This window comes from Pseudomonas serbiensis (assembly GCF_030580745.1).
Taxonomy (GTDB): Bacteria; Pseudomonadota; Gammaproteobacteria; order Pseudomonadales; family Pseudomonadaceae; genus Aquipseudomonas; species Aquipseudomonas serbiensis.
The window spans coordinates 402,751-428,311 of the sequence record NZ_JAUQOO010000001.1 but is presented as its reverse complement, the minus strand read 5'-3'; the positions used below and the strand labels follow the sequence as shown (position 1 = coordinate 428,311).

Annotated in this window: 9 protein-coding genes; 8 read left to right on the top strand and 1 reads right to left on the bottom strand. The window is 62.0% G+C overall.

What is annotated here, in order from left to right; translation table 11 throughout:
* Positions 1–8: 8 nt before the first annotated feature.
* Entirely contained in the window at positions 9–953 is a 945-nt protein-coding gene (locus Q6A51_RS01825) for a helix-turn-helix transcriptional regulator (protein ID WP_304573995.1), read from the bottom strand.
* Between the two features lie 147 nt (positions 954–1,100).
* Between Q6A51_RS01825 and Q6A51_RS01820 the strand changes: the two genes are divergently transcribed.
* The 8 genes from Q6A51_RS01820 to Q6A51_RS01785 all read left to right on the top strand — a co-directional run bounded on the left by Q6A51_RS01820 (position 1,101) and on the right by Q6A51_RS01785 (position 25,559).
* Positions 1,101–3,104, top strand: coding sequence for a TonB-dependent receptor (locus tag Q6A51_RS01820; protein ID WP_201001926.1), 2,004 nt, complete (start codon positions 1,101–1,103; stop codon positions 3,102–3,104).
* A 146-nt stretch (positions 3,105–3,250) separates the two neighbouring features.
* Positions 3,251–5,035, top strand: a complete 1,785-nt coding sequence (locus Q6A51_RS01815) for an ABC transporter ATP-binding protein (RefSeq protein ID WP_304573994.1) — start codon at positions 3,251–3,253, stop codon at positions 5,033–5,035.
* Positions 5,032–6,777: an ABC transporter ATP-binding protein gene (locus Q6A51_RS01810; protein WP_304573993.1), complete on the top strand. Its 1,746-nt coding sequence runs from the start codon at positions 5,032–5,034 to the stop codon at positions 6,775–6,777. Before Q6A51_RS01815 ends, Q6A51_RS01810 begins: the two co-directional genes overlap by 4 nt.
* 59 nt (positions 6,778–6,836) lie before the next feature.
* Positions 6,837–13,013, top strand: coding sequence for a non-ribosomal peptide synthetase (locus tag Q6A51_RS01805; protein WP_304573992.1), 6,177 nt, complete (start codon positions 6,837–6,839; stop codon positions 13,011–13,013).
* Entirely contained in the window at positions 13,010–14,233 is a 1,224-nt protein-coding gene (locus tag Q6A51_RS01800; protein WP_304573991.1) for an MFS transporter, read from the top strand. The genes Q6A51_RS01805 and Q6A51_RS01800 overlap by 4 nt, the downstream gene beginning before the upstream one ends.
* Positions 14,220–23,711: a type I polyketide synthase gene (locus Q6A51_RS01795; protein WP_304573990.1), complete on the top strand. Its 9,492-nt coding sequence runs from the start codon at positions 14,220–14,222 to the stop codon at positions 23,709–23,711. Before Q6A51_RS01800 ends, Q6A51_RS01795 begins: the two co-directional genes overlap by 14 nt.
* Positions 23,708–24,790 carry a Gfo/Idh/MocA family oxidoreductase gene (locus tag Q6A51_RS01790; protein WP_201017563.1) on the top strand — a complete coding sequence of 361 codons (1,083 nt, stop codon included), beginning with the start codon at positions 23,708–23,710 and terminating at the stop codon, positions 24,788–24,790. The genes Q6A51_RS01795 and Q6A51_RS01790 overlap by 4 nt, the downstream gene beginning before the upstream one ends.
* 4 nt (positions 24,791–24,794) lie before the next feature.
* Positions 24,795–25,559 (top strand): thioesterase II family protein, encoded by a 765-nt coding sequence (locus tag Q6A51_RS01785; protein WP_304573989.1) that lies wholly within the window; start codon positions 24,795–24,797, stop codon positions 25,557–25,559.
* Positions 25,560–25,561 lie beyond the last annotated feature (2 nt).

Here is a 25,561-nt window from a genome sequence, read left to right as displayed (position 1 = left end):
CATCAGGATCAGAATGGATAGACCTCGGCCTGAATCGCGGTCTCATCCATGCCATTGGCGGCCAGGGTACTGAAGTGCAGCGGATTGATGCCGTAGTAACGGCGGAAAACCTTGGCGAAGTGGCTGGCGTTGGAATACCCGACCGCCGCCGCCACTTCGCTGACCGATCCCTGCTGCTTGAGCAATTGTGCAGCACGCTCGATACGGACTTTCTGCAGATAGCCATACACGCCGCTGTCGTAGACGTCGCGAAAACCCTGCTTGAGTTTCTTGGTATTGAGCTCCACACACTGGGCCAGTGACTCGATGGTCCAGTCCTGTTCCGGGTGGGCCTCAAGCAGTTTGCGCGCACGCTCGACACGGGCCAGATCACGGCCACCGGCGCTGAGCCCGGTGAAGCGCGCAAGGTCCTGGATATGCGCCGTCAATTGCCCGAGCATTTCATAGGCCTTGCCCCGCAGCAGTAAATCCCTGGCAACACCTTCCAGCCTGCATCCCAGCATTTCCTGGCCAATACGCCGCACCACATGGGGCGCTGGAAACTGTGCCAGACGCGCCGCACTGTCTACCGTACGGGTTTTCTCCCAGGGGCCGTCGTACTCGAACAATTGAGTGGCCAGATCCAGCATGCCCAGCCGATGAGCCGCGAAACTGATATTGACCCCGCGCCAGCGCGTTCCTGCCGGGACAAAACCCACGCCCTGTAACGGCACCGTGGAATGAAACAGACAGCAATGATCTTCGCGCCAGCTCAAGGGCGAAGTATCGGCGAAACTGCGCCAGCCCGCACAGTTGGCGTGATAGGACACCGTCAACGACGCCTCGCAGGAGGCATCCAGATGCCGGTCTTCATCGACCTGCCATTCGATCAGACGGATATCGAGTTCGTCTCCCACCTCTTCGGTGAGCACCTTGGGCAACTCATAATCAGCGCGGTAATGATTAAGGCTCATTGGTACACACTCTTTTGGGAATCAGACTCAAATGATAACACTTATCAACTATAGTGCCGATTGCGCGCATTTATACCCCGATCGCACGCGCAACAACATAACCATAACCAGAAGATAGCGGCTTCCACTTACCAGCAGAGTCTTCCCATGCAGCGCTCTATCCTCAGCCTGGCGATCACATTCGCCATATCCGGCCACGTTCTGGCGGACGATGTTCTGAACTTGCCCGAAATGCAAGTGACTGCCAGCAAGCGAACCCAGGCCCAGGATCAGACCGATCTGGCGCTTTCGGTTGCCAGTGAGGCTGACCTTGAGCGTGCCAACGTCTATAACAGCGGCGAGCTGGAAAGAGTATTCCCCGAACTGCTGGTGCGTAATACCGGTGCCGGAGTGTTCCCGAGCCTGAGCATGCGCGGCATTTCGTCTTCGGACCCTTACAACGCGCCAGTGGCAATCTACGTCGATGGCGTCCCGCAATACCTGGGCACCTTCAATCAGCAACTGCTCGACGTAGAACACATCGAACTGCTCAAAGGGCCGCAAGGCACCCTGTACGGACGCAACGCCCATGCAGGTGCGCTGAACATCATTACCCGCCAGCCGGACAACACACCGACGGCGACGATACAAAGCCGCTTCAGCAATCTGCATCAACAAGTCGCCGTCAGCGGCTCGGCTCCGCTGGTCACAGACAAGCTGTTCATTCAGGGCACCGTCTACCATGATGATACCGATGGCGAACTGACCCGCAGCGAACATCATGGCGACAGCGACAACGGTGGCGGCAATGTCGCACTGACCTTCAGGCCCAACGAAGACTTCAGCCTGAAACTGGCCTATGCCCGTGACCGGCTGACGTCCTACAACGAGCAATATCTGGCCGACGAAACCTATGAAAAGCGCCGGGCCAGCGTACCGTTGATGGAGTCGATCTACGTGCGTCGGGTAGAAACCAGCAGCGCGACCATTGACTGGAACCTCAGCGACTCACTGAAACTGACCTCCATCACATCCCTGCAGAATTACCGTCATGAGCGCCTGTTCGGTGACATGGGTTTCCACTGGCCGGAAGCCCAGCGCACCGTCAGCCAGGAATTGCGCCTCGCCACCCAAGGTGAAGACCGTGCCTGGGATGCAGTCGGCGGTCTGTACTGGCAGAAGAGCCGCAGCCACTCAGAGCGGACTCCTGACGCTGGCGCCCCGTTGTTCGGCGTGTATGGCGCAGCCGACAGCCGCATCGAGAACACCGAAAAAGCCGTGTTCGGCGAGTTCATCTGGCACCTGGCGCCGCGCTGGGACCTGACCCTGGGCGCCCGTCACAGCGAGGAAAAGGCCGAGACCACCTACAACCAGGTGGACGCGCTGTTCACACCGGGCTTCGTCTATAAAGGCAACGACACCTTCACCAGCACCACGCCCAAAGTGGCGCTGGGCTTCCAGGTAACGCCTGATACCCGCCTGTACGCATCGGTCAGCAAAGGCTTCAAGGCAGGTGGTTACAACCGCATTGGCTCGATCACCTCCGACTCGGTGGCTTACTCGCCGGAAAAATCCCTGAACATGGAAGTCGGCGTCAAATCCAGCCTGCTGGACAAGCGTCTCTGGCTGAATGCGGCGCTGTACCGCATCGATATCGACGATGTGCAGCAGTTCATCGGCGCCGCAGGCACCGGCACTCAAGCCTTGAGCAACATCGGCAAGGCCCGCAGCGAAGGCGCGGAAATGTCCGTGGACTGGCGCGCCGACGAAGCGACGCTGATTCGTCTGGCCGGCACCGTCAACCGCAACCGCATGCTGGATTCCGACCGCCAGGGCAACAGCCTGACCTACACGCCCGGACGCACCTTGCGTGCTTCGGCCGAGCGCAGTTTCTACTTCGACAACCTGCTGGGCGAGCTGCGCCCGAGTGTCGGCATCAGCTACACCGGCCAGCACTATTTCGATGTCGACAACGAGGTTTCACAGGGCGGTTACAGCCTGGTGGACGCCCGTCTTTCCTGGCTGCCAAAACCCGATCTGGAACTGGCGCTGTACGGCAACAACCTGGGGGACAAGGACTATCGCACCTACTCCTACATCACCTCCGGCGCCCAGTTCAGCCAACCCGGCCAAGGCCGCGAACTGGGCGTGAGCACCAAAATAACCTTCTGACGCGAGACACGTCGGGAAAGGTGTAACGGGCGAAGCCGGCAAGCGCTTCGCTCTTTCAACGGAATGCCCCGTGGCCACGGCCCTTCAGCCGTCAGCCCGGCCCCGTGCACCCTCCTGAAAAGCACAGAAACCTACAGGAGTTCTGAATGAGCCCACAACACGACACTGTCGGCACGACCACAAAAGAGCCCTTGAGCCATACCGGGCTGCTGAAACTGGCACCCACAATGTTTGCCATCGCCATCGGTTGCGCCGTGGCCTCGACCCTGCTCAGCCTGGTGCCGCTGTGGTGCATCTACAAGATTGCGCAGATGCTGCTCAATACCGCACCCAATGCCGAAGCCGCCCTGGGCTGGGGGCTGGCAGCGCTTTTTGCCGTTCTGTTGCGCTGGCTGATCATGACCGTCAGCCATGTAACCGCCCACCTCGCGGCCTTCGAGCTATTACGCCAGCTGCGCAGCCGTATCGCCCGGCATCTGGGCGAAGTCCCCTTGAGCTTCTTCAACAAGAACAGCAGCACGGACCTGCGTCGCACAATCAACGACGACGTCGGCTCTCTTGAAGGCTTTTTTGCTCACTCACTCCCCGACTCCATAGCCGCCGCCGTAATGCCGCCGCTGACCCTGATCGTGCTGCTTTGCATCGACTGGCGACTGGCACTGGCCTGTATTGCCCCGCTGCCCCTGGCCTTTATGGCGCAGATGCTGATGGTCAAGGGCTCGGCCGAACGCATGGCCAAATGGCAAAGCCTGCAACAGCAGATTTCCCAGAGCTTCAGCGAGTACCTGCAAGGTATACAGGTCGTGAAAAGCTTCGGCCTGACCAGCCTGCGCTTCGGCACACTGAGCAAGGACATTCGCGGTGCCGCTGAGTGGGTGGCCGGCTTTGCCCGCAAGAGTTCGCTGTTCTGGGTGGTGTTCTCGGGCCTGCTCAGCGCCAACCTGATCATCGTTGCGCCACTGGGTGCCTGGCTGCTGCTGGCAGGCAAGATCACCCTGGAAACATTGCTGTTGTTTCTGCTTCTCGCCCCCGCCGTACTGATGCCACTGCTGCGCCTGACCTACATGCTCGGCGATCAGGTACAACGCAATGCGGCACTGGCCCGTATCAACGAGGTGTTGCTCAGCCCGGCGATGAGCGAAAACCCGGACGCCCGCATCCCCGATGCGCCACTGGACCTGCGCCTGGAAAACGTCTCCCACGCCTATGGCGAAAGAAAAGCCCTGAACCAGGTCAGCTTCAGCGCCCAGGCAGGCCAGTTGACAGCGCTGGTCGGCCCGAGCGGCTCCGGCAAGAGCACCGTGGCGCAACTGGTTTGCCGTCTGTTCGATGCCGACAGCGGCAGTATCACTCTGGGCGGCACGGATCTGCGTGACTGGCCGCTGGAAGCCTTGCTCGAACGGGTCGCGTCGGTATTCCAGCAGGTTCACCTGTTCGACGGCACAGTGCTCGACAACCTGCTGCTGGCCAGGCCCGATGCCGATCAGGCCAGCGTCGAAGCCGCCGCCCGCGCAGCCTGTGCCCATGACTTTATTCAGCGTCTGCCGCAGGGCTATCAGACCCGGATCGGCGAAGGCGGAGCGCAACTGTCCGGTGGCGAACGCCAGCGGCTATCCATCGCCCGCGCCCTGCTCAAGAACGCTCCGGTACTGATTCTTGATGAAGCCACCGCCTATGCCGACAGCGAAAACGAAGCGCTGATCCAGGAAGCTCTGGCCAATCTGTGTCGAGGCCGCACGGTGCTGATGATCGCCCACCGCCTGCATACCGTGATTGCCGCCCAGCGCATCGTCGTGCTGGATCAGGGGCAAGTGCGCGGCGTCGGTCGTCATGAAGAGCTGCTTGAAGGCTGCACGCTGTATCGACAGCTCTGGCAAGACCACACACGTATTCGCCAATGGCAACTGAGCAGTACAGGAGTATCGGCATGATCGCCAATCTGATGCGAGCCGGTGAACGCCTGGCCGGCCAGCGTGACCCACATCTGAATCAGGGCCTGCGCCTTGCAGTGCTGGAAGGCCTGCTGAGCGCTGCGCCTTACCCTTTGTTGTACTGGTTGCTCGACAGCCTGCTCAAAGGCACGGCCACCACCTTGAGCGTGATCGGGCTGGCACTGGCGATGCTCGCCTGCCTGATTGCCCGAATCGTCACCGGCGCAATCGGCACCCCGCTGATCTTCACTGGTGCCTACGCCATGATGGCCAACGCCCGCATTCGCCTTGTGGACCATCTGCAAAAGCTGCCTCTTGGCTGGTTCGGCAAGACCCACAGCGGCGAAATCAGCGCTCGGGTCACCGGTGACCTGGCACTGGTAGAACATCTCTGGTCACACTTTCTCGGCGTCTTCGCCCTGTCGCTTGCGAAGCTGGCCTTTCTCCTGATCTTCCTGTTCTGGCTGGAACCCGTGCTGGCCTTCGCTGTGCTGGCCATGCTGCCATTGGCCTGCCTGGCCATCTATGTGGCGATCCGCAAGACTCTGGTGCATGCCGACCGCATGCTCACCAATAACAACCGCACCCAGGCAGCGTTGCAGGAATACATTCAAGGCATTGCGGTGATCCGCAGCTTCGGCCGGTTCGGCAGCGCCCTGCAACGCTTGAACAAAGTGATGGATGCGCAGCATCAGGCGATGGTCAGCATCGAACTGAAACCGGCACCCTGGGTCGGGCTGTTCGGACTGGTGATCGAAGCCGGCTTCATCCTGATGGTGCTGCTGGGCTGCAACCTGCTGCTCAAGGGGCAGTTGAGCATCGAAAACCTGCTCATCTTTACCGTGCTGTCTCTGCCGTTGTATCGCCAGGCCATCGACCTGGGTTTCTCCACGCTGCTGCTGCGCTTCGGCCATCTGGCCCTGACCCGCACCGAGCAGTTGCTGGAGCAGGCACCGATGCCTGAGCCTTCCACGCCACGCAAACCCCAACACTTCGATATCGAACTCAAGAATGTGCGCTTCAGCTACGCCGAGCGTGAATCGACGGTGATCGACGGTATTTCCTGCCACCTGCCAGCAGGCACCCTGACCGCACTGGTCGGCCCGAGCGGAGCCGGCAAAAGCACTCTGGCGCATCTGGTCGCAAGGCTCTGGGACATCGACAGCGGTCACTTGCAGATTGGCGGCATCGAGGCCCGTGAGATTGGCAGTCAGTACCTGCAAGAACACATCTCCATGGTCTTCCAGGACGTCACGCTGTTCTCCGGCACCGTGCTGGACAACCTGCTGGTCGGCAAGCCCGGCGCAAGCGAACAGGAAGTCATCCACGCCGCACGCCTTGCTCAGGCCCACGACTTTATCGAGGCCCTGCCAGACGGTTACGCCACGCGGATTGGCGAAAACGGCGGCTGGCTTTCAGGTGGCGAACGCCAACGCCTGTCCATTGCCCGTGCCCTGCTCAAGAACAGCCCGATCCTGTTGCTCGATGAAGCCACTTCCAGCGTCGATCCGTCCTCGGAAGCCGCTATTCAACTGGGGCTCGATGCATTGGTGCGTGACCGCACCGTGCTGGTCATCGCTCACCGCCTGCACAACATCCAGCACGCCGACCAGATTCTGGTCATGGATCGCGGGCGCATCGTCGAGCAGGGCCGTCACGACGAGCTTCTGGAGCTGAACGGTCTTTACGCACATTTATGGAATCAGCAGAGCCGGGCACGGCACTGGAACCTGAACACCTGAACCCTACGCGCCGCGCAAATCCTGCGCGGCACGAGTACTTGTCTGGATGGAGTCTTACCATGTACACATCGACCAGAAAAGCCTCGACTACGCGCGGCACAACGCTTGAAGACTTCGACCCTGCAACACTGGTTGATGAAATCGCCAAGCAACTTCGCTTGCCCGTCGAACAGCTACCAGGCGATGCCAACCTTCTACGGCTGGGCCTTGATTCAATGCACCTGATGGCCTGGCTCAATCGCTTTCGTCGCCTGGGCTTCAAGGTGACCTTGAGCGAGCTTTATGACCACCCGACGCTGGAGGGCTGGCAAAACCTGCTGGCCAATGCCCGCGCCAAAGTTTCGGGTGCCGCAGTACCACAAGCCACCGAACCGCTGCCGCGCATGAGCGATGGCCAGCCATTCCCGCTGACCGCCGTGCAGCACGCCTATCTGGTAGGCCGCTCCAGCGAGCAGCCACTGGGCGGCGTGGGTTGCCATCTGTATCAGGAATTCGATGGCCATGGGCTGACAGCACAGGTGCTGGAGCCTGCGATCTATCAGCTGATCGAACGCCATCCGATGCTCAAGACCCGCTTTCTGGCCAACGGTCGCCAGCAATGGCAACCACACGCCTCATGGCCGGGCCTGAAGGTTCATGACCTGCGTCAGCACGACCAGGCTTCGCGCCAGCAAACCCTCCTGCAATTGCGTGAGCAACTGGGCCATCGTCGTCTGCAGGTCGAGATCGGTGAAACCTTCGACTTCCAGTTGTGCCTGCTGCCTGAAGGCAAACACCGGCTGCTGGTCAATATCGACCTGCTGGTCTGCGATGCCGCCAGCTTCAACCAGTTGTTCGAGGAACTGATTGCCCTGATAGCGGACCAGCCACTGCCGCCCTCGCCCACCGATTACGACTTTTGCAGTTACCTGACACAGGTCGAGCGCAACGATCAGGCACGTATCGAACAGGCCAAAGCCTGGTGGATGGCGCGTCTGGACGATTTGCCGCTAGCCCCGATCCTGCCTTTGGCGCAAGAACCCGAGCGTATCGAACAGGTCCGCATCAGCCGCCGTCGCGGACAACTGGACGCCGCGCAATGGCAGGTTTTCAAGGAGCACGCCGGCAACCACGGCGTCACCCCGACCATGGCGCTGGCCACATTGTTCAGCGCGGTGCTGGGTCGCTGGAGCGGCCAACAGAAACTGCTGCTGAACCTGACCCTGTTCGACCGTCAGCCACTGCATCCGGCTGTGTCCGGCATGATTGCCGACTTCACCAATATCCTGCCGCTGCCTGTGGAATGCGACGGCCAGACCTTTGCCGAACTGGCACTGGCCAACCAGCGGACGTTTGCAGAGGTCCATGAGCACAGCGCCTGGTCCGGCGTTGAAGTGCTGCGCGAACTCAAGAAACACCAGCGCCATCCCCATGGCGCGCCGTTGGTGTTCACCAGCAATCTGGGACGCCCGCTGTATGGCGAAGCCGAAGCAAGCTCCATCGGCGAACTGGGCTGGGGCATTTCCCAGACCCCGCAAGTGTGGATCGACCACCTGGCGTTCGAGCACCGCGGCCAGATCATGCTGCAATGGGACAGCAACAACGATCTGTTCCCCAAAGGGCTGACCGACACGCTGTTCGAGGTCTATTTCGAGCAGGTCCTGGCCTTGATTGCTGACCCGAGCGGCTGGTCACGCCCGCTGCCAGAACTGATGCCTGCCACCCAGCGAGTGGTTCGCGAGCTGGTGAACGCCACGGCGCGTCCTGTGCCTGCCGGCCTGCTGCACGACGCTGTTTTCGCTCAGGCTGAACACACACCGAATGCCATCGCCTTGATTCAGGGCGAGCGTCAGTTGAGCTTTGCCCAGTTGATCGATCAGGCCAGTCGCCTTGCCGGCAGCCTGCAAGCCCGAGGCGTGAGCGCAGGCGATACGGTCGCGGTCAGCATGTTCAAGGATATCGGCCAGATCATTGCCGTACTGGGCATTCTCAAGGCCGGAGCCATTTACGTTCCCGTGCCGCCTGATCAACCGCTGGCGCGACGTCTGGGAATCTACAAAGGTGCCGGGGTCAAGTGCGTGCTGACCAGCGCGGACGAAGTTCGCGAAAGCGAAATCGACAACCGTCTCGACTGGCAGCAGGCAATCCTCGGTGAACCCTTGCTTGAGCAAGTGCCGGTGGATGTGCAACAACCGGCCTACATCATCTACACCTCGGGTTCCACCGGCGAACCCAAAGGCGTGGTCATCAGCCATCAGAGCGCCCTGAACACCTGCGTGGATATCAGCCAACGCCATCAAGTCGACGAAAACGACCGGGTACTGGCCCTCTCGGCGCTGCATTTCGACCTGTCGGTCTACGACATCTTCGGCGTGCTCGGTTCAGGCGCTTCGGTGGTGCTGGTCAACGAGCAGCAGCGCCGTGACCCGGCGCTGTGGTGCGACCTGATCGTGAAACACGGCATCACGCTCTGGAACAGCGTACCTGCCCTGTTCGACATGCTGCTGACCTACAGCGAAGGTTTCGAGCTGCACAGCCCGGAACATCTGCGAGTGGTCATGCTGTCCGGCGACTGGATCGGCCTGGACCTGCCCGAGCGCTATCACCAGTACCGCGCCGACGGCCAGTTCGTGGCCATGGGCGGTGCGACGGAAGCGGCGATCTGGTCCAACACCTGCACCGTAGCCCGTGTCGAGCCGAACTGGCGCTCGATTCCCTACGGCCAGCCGCTGGCCAACCAGAGCTATCGCGTGGTGGATGAGCTGGGTCGCGACTGCCCCGACTGGGTTGCGGGGGAACTGTGGATCGGCGGTATCGGCGTCGCACAAGGCTACTTCAACGACATCGAGCGCAGCGCCCGGCAGTTCGTCGAAGTGGACGGCGCACGCTGGTATCGCACCGGCGACATGGGTTGCTACTGGCCTGACGGCACCCTGGAATTCCTCGGCCGTCGCGACAAGCAGGTCAAGGTCGGTGGCTATCGCATCGAACTGGGCGAAATCGACGCTGCATTCAATCGCCTGGAAGGCGTCAAGAGCGCCATCAGCATGGCGCTGGGCGAGCGGGAAAAAAGTCTGGTGGCCTTTGTCGTGCCGCAAGGTTCAAGCCTGTGCAGCCCGGTGGAAGCCGACCCACGCACACCGACCGACTATTGCGACTGGCTGACGTCTGCCTGCCTTGCCGAGCTATCGACCTCGCAAGATGCTCTGCTGGCTGATTTCCTGACCCAGCATCTGGCCCTCAACGGCCTGGACTTCAATACACCCGCCAGCCTCGACGCGGCCCTGCAAACCTATGGCGCTCAGGAACAATGGCGTGGACTGATGGGTCGCTGGCTGGACTGGCTGAGCGCCCAGGGCCGCCTGAGCTGCAATGCCGATGGACAATGGCAGCGCACACACAGCGCCGAATCGGTCAGCAGCGCCGACAACGATTCGACTTACGCCCTCAAGGAAGCGCTGAACGCTCACCATGACGCACTCAGCGATATCCTGCGCGGCCAACGCAATGCCCGGACTTTGCTCGATCACCCTTACTGGTCGCCCGAGCATCTGTTGATGCAAAGCGCTGGCAGCAGCGCCGCCCTCGAACAACTGGCGGCCTCCATTGCCAGCCTGAGCCAGCGTCTGCAACGCCCCGTGCGACTGATCGAAGCCGGTGCCCGCAGCGCTGTGGGCGCCGTTCATCTGCTGGAGCGACTGAGCGCCACCCAGGTGCAGTACACGGCTATCGATGAGTCCCAGGCGCTGGTCCTCAAAGCCCGGGAACGTCTGGCCCGCTTTGCCCACGGCAAAGCCTGTCGCGACACCGATGCCGAACTCCAGACCCTGCGCCACAGCGCCGATGTACTGCTGATCAATAACCAGTTGCACCGCATCGATCAGCCTGAGCTGGCACTCCAGCGCTGGCTGAAACTCTGTACACCGGGCGCAGCCGTCTGCGTGCTGGAACTGGCGCAGGCTTCTGCGCTGGCATTGGTCAGCGCGGATCTGCTCAACGGCGGTCAGAGTGCCGCGCAACAGTTGCGCAACACCGCTCACTGGCAAAACCTGCTGGCACAAGCCGGGCTGAACGCTTGCCAGGCTGATCGCCTGGGCGATGTGCAACGTCTGGTGCTGCGCGCCAGCGACACACTGCAAAAACCGGACGCGGCACGACTGGCCAAGGCACTGGCCAGCGAACTGCCCGGCTATATGATCCCGCAGCGCCTGTACTTTCTCGACGCTCTGCCCCTGACTGCCAATGGCAAGATCGACCACAAGACTCTGGCCCAGCTCTGCAAACCTGCCGTCGAAACCCTCGACGACACTCAGGCCCCGAGCACCGACAGCGAGCAATTGCTGGCCCGTCTCTGGGAAGAGCTGTTGCAGACCGGTCCGGTTCATTGCCAAAGCCAGTTCTTCCAGCTGGGCGGCGACTCCCTGCTGGCCACCCGACTGATCGGCGAACTGGGCAAGCATGGCTATCGCGCACGGCTCGATGACCTGTTCAACTTCCCGGGCCTGCAAGCCTTCGCCGCCACTCTGGTTGCCGACAACAGCGCGCCTGCGACAAACCTGCAACATGATCCCGCTGGCCGCTATCAGCCTTTTGCCTTGAGCGATGTGCAGGAAGCCTATCTGGTGGGTCGCCAGCCCGGTTTCGTACTGGGTGGCGTAGGCGCGCATTTCTTTGTCGAGTTCAACGTCGAACAACTGGATATCCAGCGCTTCGAGTCGGTCTGGCAACAGTTGATCGCCCGCCACGACACACTGCGCGCAGTGGTGCGTGACGGGAGCATGCAAGTGCTGGAGCAGGTTCCCGCTTTTGTGCCGCAACGTCACCGCGTCAGCTCGCTGCAGGCCCCGGAAACCCTGGCGCTGCGTGATCGCCTGTCGCATCAAGTGCTGAACCCGGAACAATGGCCATTGTTCGATGTGCAAATCGCCGAGGATGGCGGCACGCACAGCAGCGTTTTCATCAGCCTGGACAACCTGTTGCTCGACGGTATGAGCATGCAGATTCTGCTGGCCGAACTGGAAGTGCTGTATCAGCAACCCGACCGCGAACTGGAGCCCATCGAGATCGGCTTCCGGGATTACCAGTGTCTGCGTGCCGCGCAACCCGAGGCCGTCAACGCCCAGGCCTACTGGCAGCGCCGCCTGGACAGTCTGCCGTCCGCGCCGCGCCTGCCATTGCGACAGGACCCGAGCGAAGTCGGTACACCGCGCTTCGTGCGTCTGGCCGACCGGATTCCGGCAGACACCTGGGAACGCCTGAAAGCCCAGGCACACCAGCACCAGTTGACGCCTTCAGGCCTGCTGCTCAGTGCATTCGCCGCCGTGCTTTCGGCCTGGAGCAGCGAGCGTGAACTGACCCTGAACCTGACGCTGTTCGACCGTCAGCCGTTGCACCCGCACATCGACCGGGTACTGGGCGACTTCACGTCATTGCTGTTGCTGGCCTGGCAACCGACCGGCCAGTGGCTCGGCAGCGCTCAACGCCTGCAACAGCGGCTCTGGCGCGATCTGGCCCAACGGGATCACTCGGCCATCCGGGTCATGCGCGAACTGGCCAGACGCAACGGTATGGCTGCCGCGCAGATGCCGGTGGTGTTCACCAGCGCGCTGGGCTTCGACAAAGGCCGCTTCATGGCCGAGTCGTCCTGGCTCAAACCGGTCTGGGGCATTTCCCAGACGCCACAGATCTGGCTGGACCATCAGGTCTACGAGTCGGAAGGCGACCTGTGCCTGAACTGGGATGCCGTCGAGGCGCTGTTCGAGCCAGAGATGCTGCGCGCCATGTTTGCGCAGTACGTTGCCTTGTTGCATCAACTGGCCGAACAACCGCAGGCATGGGCCTTGCCGCTGGAGCAACTGGTGACGCGCAAACAGGCAGGCTCCTCAATCGCCACCCTGCCCCGCGCACTGCCAGTACCGACGCCGGTTGACACCGGCAGCCAGGTCGATGAGCAGATCGTCGAACAGATCCGCCAGAGCTTCAGCGAAGTGATGGGGCTGAAGCTGCACGACGCCCGACAGAACTTCTTCGATGCGGGCGCCAGCTCCCTGAAGCTGGTGCAGTTGCATATCCGTCTGACTCAGTCGGGCTACCCGCAACTGCAAGTCACGGACCTGTTCGGCTACCCCAATGCCCATGCGCTGGCCTTGCATCTGAGCCAGACAGCGCCAGTCAGCGAAGATCTGGAACAGGCGCGTCGTACCCAGTTGACCCAGCGCAATGCCAGACGGTTACGTCGCATCGGGAGTGCTTCATGAGCCGCTACCTGCCTTATTGGTGTTACTACCTGCATCAAGGCATGCTCACGGCCTTGATGCTGCAAGGGGTGGTCGGCTACTTCCGTCATCAGGGGCTGGACCTTGCAAGCCTCAGTTTGCTGTCGCTGACGTTCCTGCCCTGGGTCGGCAAGTTTCTCTGGGCACCCTGGTGCGAACGCCACAGCATTTCCCTGCGCGGCAACCGCTACCTGGGCAGCCTGGTGATCCTGCAACTGTGCATGGCGGCGACCTTGCTGACGCTCGGCTTTCTGGCACCGGAGCATTCGATCTACCCGATCATGGCCGGTTTGATGCTGCTGGCCTTGCTGTCGGCCAGTCATGACATCTATGCCGACGGTATCACCATCACTACTTGTGATGCCGCCAGTCGTCCGTTCGCCAATACCGCGCAGGTGGGCGGCAGTTATCTGGGCGTGGTGTTCGGCTCGTTCGTGTTCCTCTACCTGGCCGAGCGCTGGGGCTGGCGTGCGGGCTTTACCGGGATGGCGGCGGTTTCACTGTTGCTGTTGTTGCCGGTGAGCCTGCTACCGGCCAGCACGGTCAGCACGGAACCGACACGGCCTCCAAGGCTGGACCTCAGCAGCTTCACGGCCCTGTGGCCTGCGCTCTGCCTGACCGCCATCTACTACTTGGCAATGCGCGGCCTGATGACCGTACAAACCGTGCTCTTGCTGGATCAAGGCTTGAGCCTTGCGGACCTGGGTTTTGTAACGACGTTGTACGGCACCCTCGCCAGCGCTCTTGGCGTATTCCTCGGCGGCTGGCTGGCCAAGCGTTTCGGCGCCTGGCGTTGCCTGTTGCCCGCCATGGCCATCCACGCCGCGATTGCCGTGGCGGCGGCACTGGGCGCCACGCTCTACAGCCTCACGGCCTGGCTGGCGCTGTTCGCGCTGGTCAATGTCGCGGCGGCCATCAGCTTTGTCACGCTCTACAACCTGTTGATGGGCGTCGTACGAGCGCATCAACCGGCCTCGGACTATGCCCTGCTGCAATCGGTGGATGCCGCCATTGCCATGCTCGGTTCCATCGCCTCCCTGCAAGTCGCCCATCACCTGGGCTATCCAGCGTTGCTGGCCATTCTGGCGGCCATTGCCTGCCTTTCTCTATGGCCTGCGTTGCGGCTGCGTCGCCGCCTTGAACGCGCTTCATCCACTTCTTCTAACGCTCCTGCCCAAGAGGTCATTCATGCACACCTTTGAAGAGTTCTACGGCACCAGTGAACCCATCGCAGTCATTGGTCTGGCTTGCCGCTTCCCCGGTGCCAGCGACAGTACCGAGTACTGGCAGAATCTACTGAATGGCCGCGAATGCAGCCGCCGTTTCAGCCGCGAAGAACTGTTGGCCGCCGGGCTGGACCCGGCGCTGATCGACAACCCCGATTTCGTCAATGTGGCCTCGACCATCGATAACCCTGACCGGTTCGATGCCGCGCTGTTCGGCTATTCGCGTCAGGAAGCCGAGTCCATCGATCCACAACAACGACTGTTCCTGCAAACCGTCTGGCACGCTCTGGAGCATGCGGGTTTTGCGCCTCGCGACGTTGCTCACAAGACCGGTGTATTCGCCTCCGGACGAATGAGCACTTATCCGGGCCGCGACAATATCCGCGTCACCGAAGTGGCTCAGGTCAAGGGTTTGCAAGCCTTGATGGGCAACGACAAGGATTACCTGGCCAGCCGCGCGGCCTACAAACTCAACCTTCGCGGCCCGGCGATGACGGTGCAGACGGCCTGTTCCAGTTCGCTGGTGGCCGTGCATATGGCCTGTGAAAGCCTGCGCAGTGGCGAATGCTCCATGGCCGTGGCGGGTGGCGTTGCAGTGTCGTTTCCGCAGCAGGCGGGTTACCTCTACCAACCGGGCATGATTTTCTCGCCGGACGGACGCTGCCGCCCGTTCGACGCCGGTGCCCAAGGCACCTTTGCCGGCAACGGAGTCGGTGCCGTTACCTTGCGTCGCCTTGAAGATGCCTTGCGCGATGGCGATCCGGTTCTTGCCGTACTGCGCGGCAGTGCGATCAATAACGACGGTCATCACAAGGTCGGCTATACCGCGCCATCGGTGGTCGGCCAGCGTGAAGTCATCAGCGATGCCCTGCTGCTGGCCGATATCGAATGTTCCAGCATCGGCATGATCGAGGCTCATGGCACCGGCACGCCATTGGGCGACCCCATCGAAGTGCAGGCGTTGCGCGATGTCTTCGCCCAGCGCAGCGACATCGGCGGCTGTGCGCTGGGCTCGGTCAAGGGCAACCTCGGCCATCTGGACACCGCAGCCGGTATCGCCAGCCTGATCAAGACGGTGCTTGCCGTCAGCCATGGGCGGATTCCGCCGAGTATCAACTTCGAGCAGGCCAACCCGGCGCTGCAACTGGAAAACAGTCCGTTCAAGGTCCCGACCCAGCCTCGTGACTGGCCAGCCGGGCCGCGCCGCGCGGGCGTTTCCTCCTTCGGAATCGGCGGCACCAACTGCCATGTAATCGTCGAAGCCGTACCCGACACCTTGCGCAGCGTCAGCCCCAAACCTGAGGCAAGCGCTCTGTTGCTCAGCGCTGCAAGCCAGGCATCACTGCAACAACTGGCCGGTCGCTACGCCCTGCAACTCAAGAACAGCAACGCTCCTGCCAACCTGGCACATACCGCGTTACACGGTCGCCAACTCGACCTGCCTTATCGCCTGGCGGTGCCATTGCATGAAGAAACGGCACCGGCACTTGAAGCCTTTGCCCAGGGCAACAGCGATGCACTGCTGCATGACGGCCATGCACAACAGGCCGCACAGCTCTGGTTGTGCAGCGGCCAGGGCAGCCAGTGGGCGGGCATGGGCAAAAGTCTCTACGGCCAGGCCAAGGCATTTACCGAAAGCCTGGACCGCAGCTTCGCCGCCTGCGCTGCCCACCTTCAACCATCCCTGCAATCGGTGATGTTCGGCGAGCATGACACGCTGATCGACCGCATGGATTATGCGCAGCCGGCCATCGTGGCCTTTGCCGTGGCCATGGCCGCCCACTGGCGCGAACAAGGCCTGACGCCGGACCTGCTGATCGGTCATTCGGTGGGTGAGTTCGCTGCCGTGGTGATCGCCGGAATCTACCGTCTGGAAGACGTGCTGCCACTGGTCATTACCCGTGGTCGCCTGATGAACCAGAGCGCCGCCGAAGGCACGATGCTCTCGGTGTTCTGCGACGCCGCAACCCTTGAGCCTCTGGCCCGCCAGCATGGCGTCGAGATTGCCGTGCATAACGCCGAACAGCATCTGGTGGCTTCGGGCAGCCGTGACGGCATCGAGGCGCTTGTGCAAACACTGCAAGACCGGCAGATCCGCCATAATCGCCTGAGCGTGGCCGGTGCAGCACATTCTCGTCTGCTCGACCCGATCCTTGATGAGTTCCAGCAAGCCTGCGCCCGCCTGCATGCCAACCCCGGAAAAATCCCGCTGATCTCGACCCTGACCGGCCAGCCGCTGACTCAGGCAGAGCTGGAAAGCGGTGATTACTGGCGCCGGCACATGCGCGAGCCGGTGCGCTTCCATCAGGCATTGCAACAAGCCCTGCAAACCGGCGTCGGCATCAGCCTGGAGCTTGGCCCCGATGCACCGCTGACCGGCATTGGCACTCGCCTGCAACAACCGGGCGTTCACTGGATCGCCAGTGCCCGACGTCACAAACCCGCACAGACTGTATTGCAAGACAGCCTCCTGCGCCTGTTCGCCGCTGGCGCCAACCTGCCATGGCGCGAGTTGCTGCCCAGCAGCGGGCAGCGCATCCAGGCACCACTTTATGCCTTCGATGAACAACGCTACTGGTGCGATACGCCACGTCAAACGCTCGCGGTGACTCAGCAGGATCCGTTGCTGGAAGCCGGTCGCAAGGCAGTCATTCAGGAAGGCGCAAGCCTGGATCTGCCGCGTCTGGAACGCCTCTATGTGTGCGTGACCAAGCTGCATGCAATCTATGTCGATCAGATGGTTCGTCAGTGCGTGGGCGAGCGCATCGATGCCGGTGCTCCGGCGCTGGATATACTGCGTGGCGGGCGTCTGCTACCGCGTCACCGGCAATTGCTGGTACGCCTGCTCAACGCCTGTGTCGAGGACGGCTACTACGCGCAGGAACAAGGCCTCTATCGCACCGCCATTCCGGTGCCTTACGAGCAGCGCGCAGCCCTGCTCAAGGAGTTGCGTGACTGCTGCGAAGGCCTGGACGTGATCGCCGAAACGGTCGAACGCGCTGGCGAGCAGCTTTTCGCCATGATGAACGGCTCGGTGGAGCCCGTAGCGGTGATCTTCCCGGAAAGCGCGTCGAGCGGCGTGGAAGTGCTGTATCAGCAATTCAGTTTCGGTCGCTACTTCAACCAGATTGCCGCAGGCGTGATAACCGGGCTGGTCAACCAGAACCAGCAGAACGGTGGTGGCCCGCTGCGCATTCTGGAAGTCGGTGGCGGCACGGGCGGCACCACCGCCTGGCTGTTGCCCGGGCTCAAGGATGTGGCGGATGTGCGTTATTGCTTCACCGATATCTCCGCCCTGTTCAGCCGCCGCGCCGAAGACAAGTTCAGCGAATACGACTTTGTCGATTACGCCCAGTTCGACCTGCAGAAACCGGCCGGCGAGCAAGGCTTCCTGGCCGGGCAATATGACCTGATCGTCGCCGCCAACGTGATCCACGCCACCCAGCATGTGGGCCAGACGCTGCAAAACCTGCGCCCGTTGCTCAAGCCCGGTGGCGGCCTGTTGATGCGCGAAATCACCCGCCCGATGCGTCTTTTCGACTTCGTGTTCGGCCCGCTGGTACTGCCGCTGCATGACGAACAGGCCCGTGGCGGCGAGTTGTTCCTGTCCACTGAACACTGGCAGCAGCAATGCCGGGAAAGCGGTTTCGAGCGCCTGGACTGGCTGCCGGACGATGGCAGCGCCACCGCCAACATCAGCGAACATATTCTGCTGGCCCGCACCCAGGCGTCGAACGTCACCAACAGCACGGCCAGTGCCGGTCACGACAGTGGCAGCGCTGTCCTCGGTCGACAATTGGGCGAAAGCCTTTATCAACCCGACTGGCGCGATTGTGCCGGCCAGGCACAACGCTGGCAGGCGCGTCTGCAACAGGCGTGCAGCGAACTGGCGGCGCGGCATGGCGATACGCGCCAAGTGCCAGTCTTCAATCAGTCTGTCGCCTTGCCGGAACGGCTGGACGGTCTGTCGCTGGAATGGTGTGCCAGCCCGTTCGGCATCGCCCGTGTGACACTCAAGCAACGCAATGACCAAGGCCAATGGCTATTGCTCGGCAACGCCGATAACCAGCCTGCGGCCAGTTCGTCTCTGCCCGCACTGAAAGCAGCGCCAGGCACTCATTACGCCTGGCAGTGGCTGACACTGAAAGTGCAGGATGCCGTTGTACCCGCGTTGCGCATTGAACCGGCCAGCATGCGATCTGCACTGGCTGAAGTGGGCATTGCTCATGACCCTGACGCCAAGGCCTGTCTGCTGATCGTGGAAAACGGCGAACTGCAAAGCATCACCAACGACGTGCTCAATGCCCTGACCCACAACACCGATCAACCGTTGCTGGTGGTCACACGCAATGCCTGGGCACCGACCGCCGTGAGTCCTGAACAACGTGCAATCTGGGGCTTGCTAAAGGTTGCCAGTGCCGAGCAACCAGAGCGGGCGCTGGCGGCTATCGACCTGAATGGCAGTGACGAATGGCAACAACTCTTGCCGGGACTGAGCGCCGCACAGAGCGGCGAACGCTGGATCGCCATACGCAATGGCTTGGTACAAGTCCAGACGCTGGCCGTCCAACCTCACAGCACCGCCAACCTGCCCGCGCAAAGCTTCACCGGCAACGGTTGGCATGTGGTCACCGGAGCCTTTGGCGGGCTGGGTCGCTTGAGCGTCGAGTGGCTGGCTCATCAAGGTGCCCGTCGCATTGCCCTGCTCGCCCCTCGTTGCCCTGAAGACGTCGGGCAATGGTTCGCCCGCCTGCAACAGGAGCACACCTGCGAATTGCGCTGGTTCGACTGCGATGTCAGCGACCCGGCTGCGCTGGGCATGTGCCTGGAAGACTTGCAACTGGATGGCGGCCTGACTGGCGCGATTCATAGCGCCGGTCTGCTGGACGATACACCGCTGGCCAACCTCGACAGCGAACGCATGCAACCGCTGTTGCAGGTCAAATGCTCGGCCGCCAGCCAGCTCCAGACCGCACTGGCCGGTCAGGGCCGCTATCTGCTGCTCTACTCTTCGGCCGCTGCCAGCCTCGGCGCATCGGGCCAGGGAGCCCATGCGCTGGCCAGTGCCTATCTGGACGGTCTGGCCGAAGCCAATCCTCGCACCAGCCTGCGCACCATCAGCATTGCCTGGGGTGCCTGGGGCGAAATCGGCCGGGCTGCCGAAGACAACCTGCATGCCAGACTGGCTCAGGGCGGAATGGGCACGCTGCAAACAGGCGAAGGTCTCTGGCATCTGGAGCAAGCTGTCATGCGCGGTGCGCCATGGCACCTGGCAATGCGCGTGGATCATGAGCGTATCGACCCGCGTCGTCGCCTGTTCGCACAACAGGCCGAACAACCTGCCGCCCGACCTCAGGCCAAGAACACTCGGCAGACCAATGCCATCGCGGCACCGGTGCTGACCGGCGAAGCACAGGCTGATCGTCAGGCCCTGAGCCAGTGGCTGAGCGCATCGATCTGCCGACAATTGCGCCTGGGCTCCGATTCTGCGCCTGCGGAAAATCAGGACCTGATGCAACTGGGTCTGGATTCGTTGCTGTTCCTGGAACTGAGCAGCGATATCCAGCGCCAACTGGGCATCCGTCTGGACGCCGAACAGGCCTATCGCGACCTGAGCATCCGCGGCCTGAGCGCCCTGTTGCTGGCCGATGCCGGGAAAGCGCCGGTGGCCGCGAACGATCAGCAGATCGTGCCTGATCCAAAGGCGCGCTTCGAGCCGTTCCCGTTGACACCGATTCAGCACGCCTACTGGCTGGGACGCACCGACCTGATCGAATACGGCGGTGTGGCCTGCCATGTGCTGTTCGAGTGGGACAAGGCCTATGCCGACTTTGACCTGAGCCGTTTCGAGCGGGCCTGGAATGCGCTGATCGCACGCCACGACATGCTGCGCATGGTGGTCGACAGCGACGGTCGGCAACGCATCCTTGAACAGACGCCCTGGTACAAGCTGCCACGCAATGACCTGCGCGACTTGCCTGAGGAACAGCAACAACAGCGCTTGCTGGGCATTCGCGAAGAAATGTCGTATCGGGTCCTGCCCGCCGACCGCTGGCCTCTGTTCGAGGTCACGGTCAGCGAACTGGATGCCGAACATTGCCGCCTGCACATGAACCTCGATCTGCTGCTGTTCGATGTGCAGAGTTTCAAGGTGATGATGGACGATCTGGCCACGGCCTATGCCGGTCAGGACCTTGCACCTCTGCAACTGACCTTCCGCGACTATGTGCTGACCGACCTGGCGCAGCGCGACAGCCTGCAATGGCGCCAGTCCTGGCGCTACTGGCAGGACACGCTGGAGCACCTGCCAGCCGCTCCGCAGTTGCCGATGGCCGCCGTGCCGCAACAGGGCCAGCCACGTTTCCGCACTCTGCAGGCCACGCTGGGTGCCAAGCACTGGAGCAGCTTCAAGACGCAATGCCAACAGTCTGGCGTCACCGCCTCCGCGGCCTTGCTGGCGCTGTTTGCCCAGACACTGGAAAGCGTCAGCCGCACGCCGGACTTCACCCTCAACCTGACTTACTTCAACCGCCGTCCACTGCATCCGCAGGTCCAGCAGTTGATCGGCGACTTCACTTCGGTGCTGTTGATCGACTTCCAGCTGGGGCGCGGCGACAGTCTGCGCCAGGTCATGGAAAGTACCCAGGCACGTCTCTGGCAACGCCTCACCCACACCAACGTCAACGGTGTGGAACTGATGCGCGAACTCGGACGCCGTCAGGGCCAGAGCCGTCAACCGGCAATGCCGGTGGTGTTCACCAGCATGCTGGGCATGTCGCTGGACGGTAAAGCCATCGATCAGGCCATGACCTCGACCCTCGGCGACCCGGTGCATGTCTTCACCCAGACGCCGCAGGTCTGGCTCGATCATCAGGTCATGGAGATCGACGGGGAGCTGGTGTTCAGTTGGTACTGCATGGAGGACGTGCTGGCCGACGGTTTGATCGACAGCCTGTTCCAGGCCTATGGCGAATTGTTGCAGAAGCTGGCAAGCCAGCCCCAAGGCTTCGATGGCCTGCCGGATCTGCCACGCCACGACTGGTCGGTCAATCTGGACGGCGAGCGTTTCGACCCGCAAGCCCTTGAGGCACAGTTGCGCCGTGCTCAAGACGTTCAGGCGGCAAGAATCAGCGTCGATACCGATGGCCGTACCTTGCTGGGTGAACTGGTCGCCAGAGAACCGGCAGCCCTTGATGACACCCTTCTCGCCCCGCTGCCACTGGCGCTGAACGAGTTGCCGGACCTGAGCGATGCCCAGCGTCGGGAAGTGGATCTGACCTGGCAAGCGCTCGAAAGCCGTGCCCGCCAGGGCATCCTCGCCACTCTACAAAAGCACGGGCTGTTCACTGAAGCTGGTCAGAGCCATGACCTGGCCCAAGTGATGACCCGTCTGGGAGCATTGCCGCAATTTGGCGGCCTGCTGCGCCAATGGCTGGCCATGCTCTGCCAGCAAGGCTGGGTACAACAGGACGGACAACGCTACCTGACCCTGGCGCCAGAAGGTGCCCCGGCGATAGCGCAGACACTGCCTGATGCCGACTGGAGCCAGACACTTTCCACCTATCTGGATGCCTGCATCGAGTTGCATGGAGAGTTGCTGCGTGGTGATCGCTCGCCACTGAGCCTGCTGTTCGGTAACAGCGACGAGGTCGTGAAAGCCCTTTACAGCAACAACCCGGTCCTGCATTGCCTGAACAGTGCTCTCGCACAGACCGCTAAGGCGCTGGCCGGTAAACGTCGTGACCTGCGCGTGCTGGAAGTGGGTGCCGGTACCGGTGCCACCACCAACCACTTGCTGCCGATGCTGGAAAGTCATCTGAGCGAATACCGCTTTACCGATGTTTCCAGCCTGTTCCTCAAGCAGGCCCAGGAGCGCTTCGCAGCCTGGCCACAACTGACCAGCTCGATTCTGGACCTGAACCAGCCCGTGGACTTCAGCCAGCATCCGGCACAAGGCTACGACCTGATCGTGGCGGTCAACGTGATGCACGATGCTTCCCATGTGACACGCTCACTCAAGCGCTTGCATCGCCTGTTACGCAGTGGCGGGCATTTGCTGCTGCTGGAGGCAACCGAACGCGACAGCGCGCTGCAACTGGCGAGCATCGGGTTCATCGAAGGCCTGAGCAACTTTGAAGACGAGCGCAGCGAAGACGACAAGGCCATGCTGGATCTGCCGCGCTGGCGCACTGCCGTGCAGGCTTCGGGCTTCAGTTGGGTGATGAACTGGCCGCAACAGGCTCAGGACAGCATGCGCCAGCATTTCATGCTGGCCCGCGCCGAAGGCAACACGCATCTGGATCTGGCGGCGGTGCAGGCTGATATTGAGCAGCAGACACACTGGCCACTGGCATTGCGTCAGGTCGAACAGTTGTTGAGCGCGACTGAAACCCAGCGTGCCGAAGCAGCCAGCACCGAGTCTCGTCCCGCAGCAGTCGTGAACCCGGCAACACTGGATGCCGTCGCCCGACTATGGCAGGAACTGCTCGGGCAAAGTCTGGATGCCGAAAGCGACTTCTTCCAGAGTGGCGGTGACAGCCTGATCGCGACCCGCATGATCGCACGCCTCAACCGCATGGGTTACCCCGGCAGCAGCCTGCGCAATCTGTTCGACAACCCGCGTCTGGGTGACTTCTGCGCCACCTTGCAAACCACCGAAACCCGTGCCGACGACAACCCGCTGGCCCTGGCCCGTGGCCGCAACAAGCTGCCGATGTTTGTGTTCCATGCATCCGATGGCGAAATAGGCTCTTACCTGCCACTGGCTCAAGCGCTGGATCTGCAGGTCTTCGGCCTGCAGGCCGCCGATGCACTGGGTATTCAGTCTCTGCAAGATCTGGCAGCACATTACGTTCGCGCCATTCGCCGCCAACAGGCCAGCGGACCGTATGTGCTGTTGGGCTGGTCCTACGGGACATTCGTGGCCGAAGCGGCTGCTCATCTGTTGCAGCGCGATGGTCAGCAGGTGCGTCTGATCCTGCTCGACCCGGTCTGCCGTGAAGACTTCCACTTCGAGAACCGTTCGGGCCTGTTGCGCCTGATGGCCCGGGGCGCGAAGACCGTCGAGTTGCCCGACGATCTGGAACAACTTTCCGCATCCCGGCAACTGGAAGTGTTCATGGGCAATGCCACCCGTGCCGGCGTACTGAAGAACCAGCCGGAACCGGAGCAGGCCCGACAGTGGCTGCAACGCATCGAGCACTTGATGAAGCTGCTGACCCGCCACTCACGCCCACAACACCTGGACCTGCCGTGCCTGTGGCTGACCGCCGAAGGCCGCCCGCAGCACTGGCAACCCGCCGAACAGGACTGGCAGGAGTGGGCTGCACAAGCCCGACGTGAATCCATGGCCTGCGATCACTGGCAACTGCTGCTCGAACCGCAACAAGTCGAACGTACCGCCGCAGCCATCAATGCCTGGCTGGTCGCCACTGACAAGGAGCATCAACAATGAGTACGCCTTTGAAAGTCCTGATCGTCGGGGCCAAATTCGGCGAGTTGTACCTCAACAGCTTTCTGGACGAGCAACCCGGCCTGCAACTGGCTGGCCTGCTGGCCAATGGCAGCCCGCGCTCCAGAGCGCTGGCCAATGCCTTCGGCATCCCGCTGTACACCGACATCGAGCAATTGCCCGGCGACCTGGACATTGCCTGTGTCGTGGTGCGCTCGGCCATTGTTGGCGGTGTCGGCGGGCAGCTCACGGAAAAGCTGCTGCGCCGTGGCCTGCACGTCATTCAGGAACACCCGGTTCACCCGGATGAAATCGCCCGTCATCAGCAACTGGCCGCGCAGTCGGGGCTGCATTACATCGTCAACAGTTTCTACCCGCATACCGAAGCCGGTCGTTGCTGGACCGGTGCAGCACAACGTGTCAGCCAGTTGCTGGATGGCCAGAAACCACAACTGGCGCAACTGACCACCAGTCGCCAGTTGCTCTATTCAAGCCTGGACCTGCTGCTGCAAGCCTTGGGCTGCGAGCTGGCGGCACAGGCCAGCGTGAGCCTGGTGGATCGCGACACGGATTTTCACACCCTGTCGCTCAATCTGCCGGGCAGCCGTGTGCTGCTGCGCCTGCAAAGCTGGATGGACCCTGACGATCCCGACCTGCACAGCCTGGTCATGCATCAGTTGAACCTGGCCTGGAGCAGCGGATACCTGTCGCTGGACGCCAGTTATGGCCCGGTCAACTGGACGCCCGCGCTGCATGCCGATACCCACAACGACGATCGGCAGACGCTCTACGCCAGCACCGCCAACTATCTTGAACGAGCCACGGCATTACCCCTGCACCCGGCAGCCAGCCACTGGCGCAGCGCCCATGAAATCGAAGGACCTGCCGGCGTCACCTGGCTATTGCAACACCTGAAAGCCTGCATTCAGGGCGAACCTGTCGCTGCAAGCCTGAGCGGCGACTACCAACTCGCCCTGGCCCGGCTCTGGCAGGAAACCCTGCGCTGCGCCGGGCCTGCCGAGCAGCGTTCGGCCACGCCGCCGCGCATCATCGATGCCGACCAACTGCGAGCGGAGGTCTGAGTCCATGGGCATGCTGCGACCTTATCTTCAGGCCGACCACTGCGACACCCATGTGCTGCTCTGCCCGTTCGCCGGTGCCAGCGGCGGTGCATTCCAGAGCTGGCGGGGCCTGGACGAACTGGGGCTGGACCTTTCGCTGGCAATCTATCCGGGACGCGACCAGCGCATGCACGAACCTTGCGTGCGTCAGGTCCAGCCACTGGCCGAAAGCCTTGCCGCCGAAATTCAGGCGCTGACCAACCCCCAGCGCCAGAAGCTGATCCTGGCCGGGCACAGCATGGGCGCTCAGGTGGCGTTCGAGACCTGCCTGCTACTGGAAAAGGCCGGTAAACCGCCCGCCGGGCTGGTGTTATCTGCCTGTCATGCACCGCATCTGAGTGGCAGACGCCTGCTCAGCCATCTGGATGATCAGCGTTTTATCGAGCAACTGGTCGACATTGGTGGTTGCAGCGAGGCGCTGCTGGAAGACCGCGACCTGCTGATGCTGTTCATGCCCTTGCTGCGCGCCGACTTCCAGGCCACCGAGAGCTATCACCGTCTGCTTGATCCCCAGCGCCAGCAACTGCACACCCCGACCCTGCTGCTGCACGGCAGTCACGACCCCGAGGCCGATGCCGAGGAAGTGGCGGCCTGGAGCCAGTGGCTGTGTGGCGATCACCAGCAACACGCCATGGCAGGCGATCACTTTTATCTGACTCAGCGTCCCAGGGCCTTTGCGGCCCGTGTTCTCGGCTTCATCGAGAACAGCATCAGCCCTTTCCATCATTAACG

What these genes read in the sequence shown, in the direction of transcription:
- Q6A51_RS01825 (WP_304573995.1), bottom strand. Translation starts at nt 953, where the DNA reads ATGAGCCTTAATCATTACCGCGCTGATTATGAGTTGCCCAAGGTGCTC.
- Q6A51_RS01820 (WP_201001926.1), top strand. Translation starts at nt 1,101, where the DNA reads ATGCAGCGCTCTATCCTCAGCCTGGCGATCACATTCGCCATATCCGGC.
- Q6A51_RS01815 (WP_304573994.1), top strand. Translation starts at nt 3,251, where the DNA reads ATGAGCCCACAACACGACACTGTCGGCACGACCACAAAAGAGCCCTTG.
- Q6A51_RS01810 (WP_304573993.1), top strand. Translation starts at nt 5,032, where the DNA reads ATGATCGCCAATCTGATGCGAGCCGGTGAACGCCTGGCCGGCCAGCGT.
- Q6A51_RS01805 (WP_304573992.1), top strand. Translation starts at nt 6,837, where the DNA reads ATGTACACATCGACCAGAAAAGCCTCGACTACGCGCGGCACAACGCTT.
- Q6A51_RS01800 (WP_304573991.1), top strand. Translation starts at nt 13,010, where the DNA reads ATGAGCCGCTACCTGCCTTATTGGTGTTACTACCTGCATCAAGGCATG.
- Q6A51_RS01795 (WP_304573990.1), top strand. Translation starts at nt 14,220, where the DNA reads ATGCACACCTTTGAAGAGTTCTACGGCACCAGTGAACCCATCGCAGTC.
- Q6A51_RS01790 (WP_201017563.1), top strand. Translation starts at nt 23,708, where the DNA reads ATGAGTACGCCTTTGAAAGTCCTGATCGTCGGGGCCAAATTCGGCGAG.
- Q6A51_RS01785 (WP_304573989.1), top strand. Translation starts at nt 24,795, where the DNA reads ATGGGCATGCTGCGACCTTATCTTCAGGCCGACCACTGCGACACCCAT.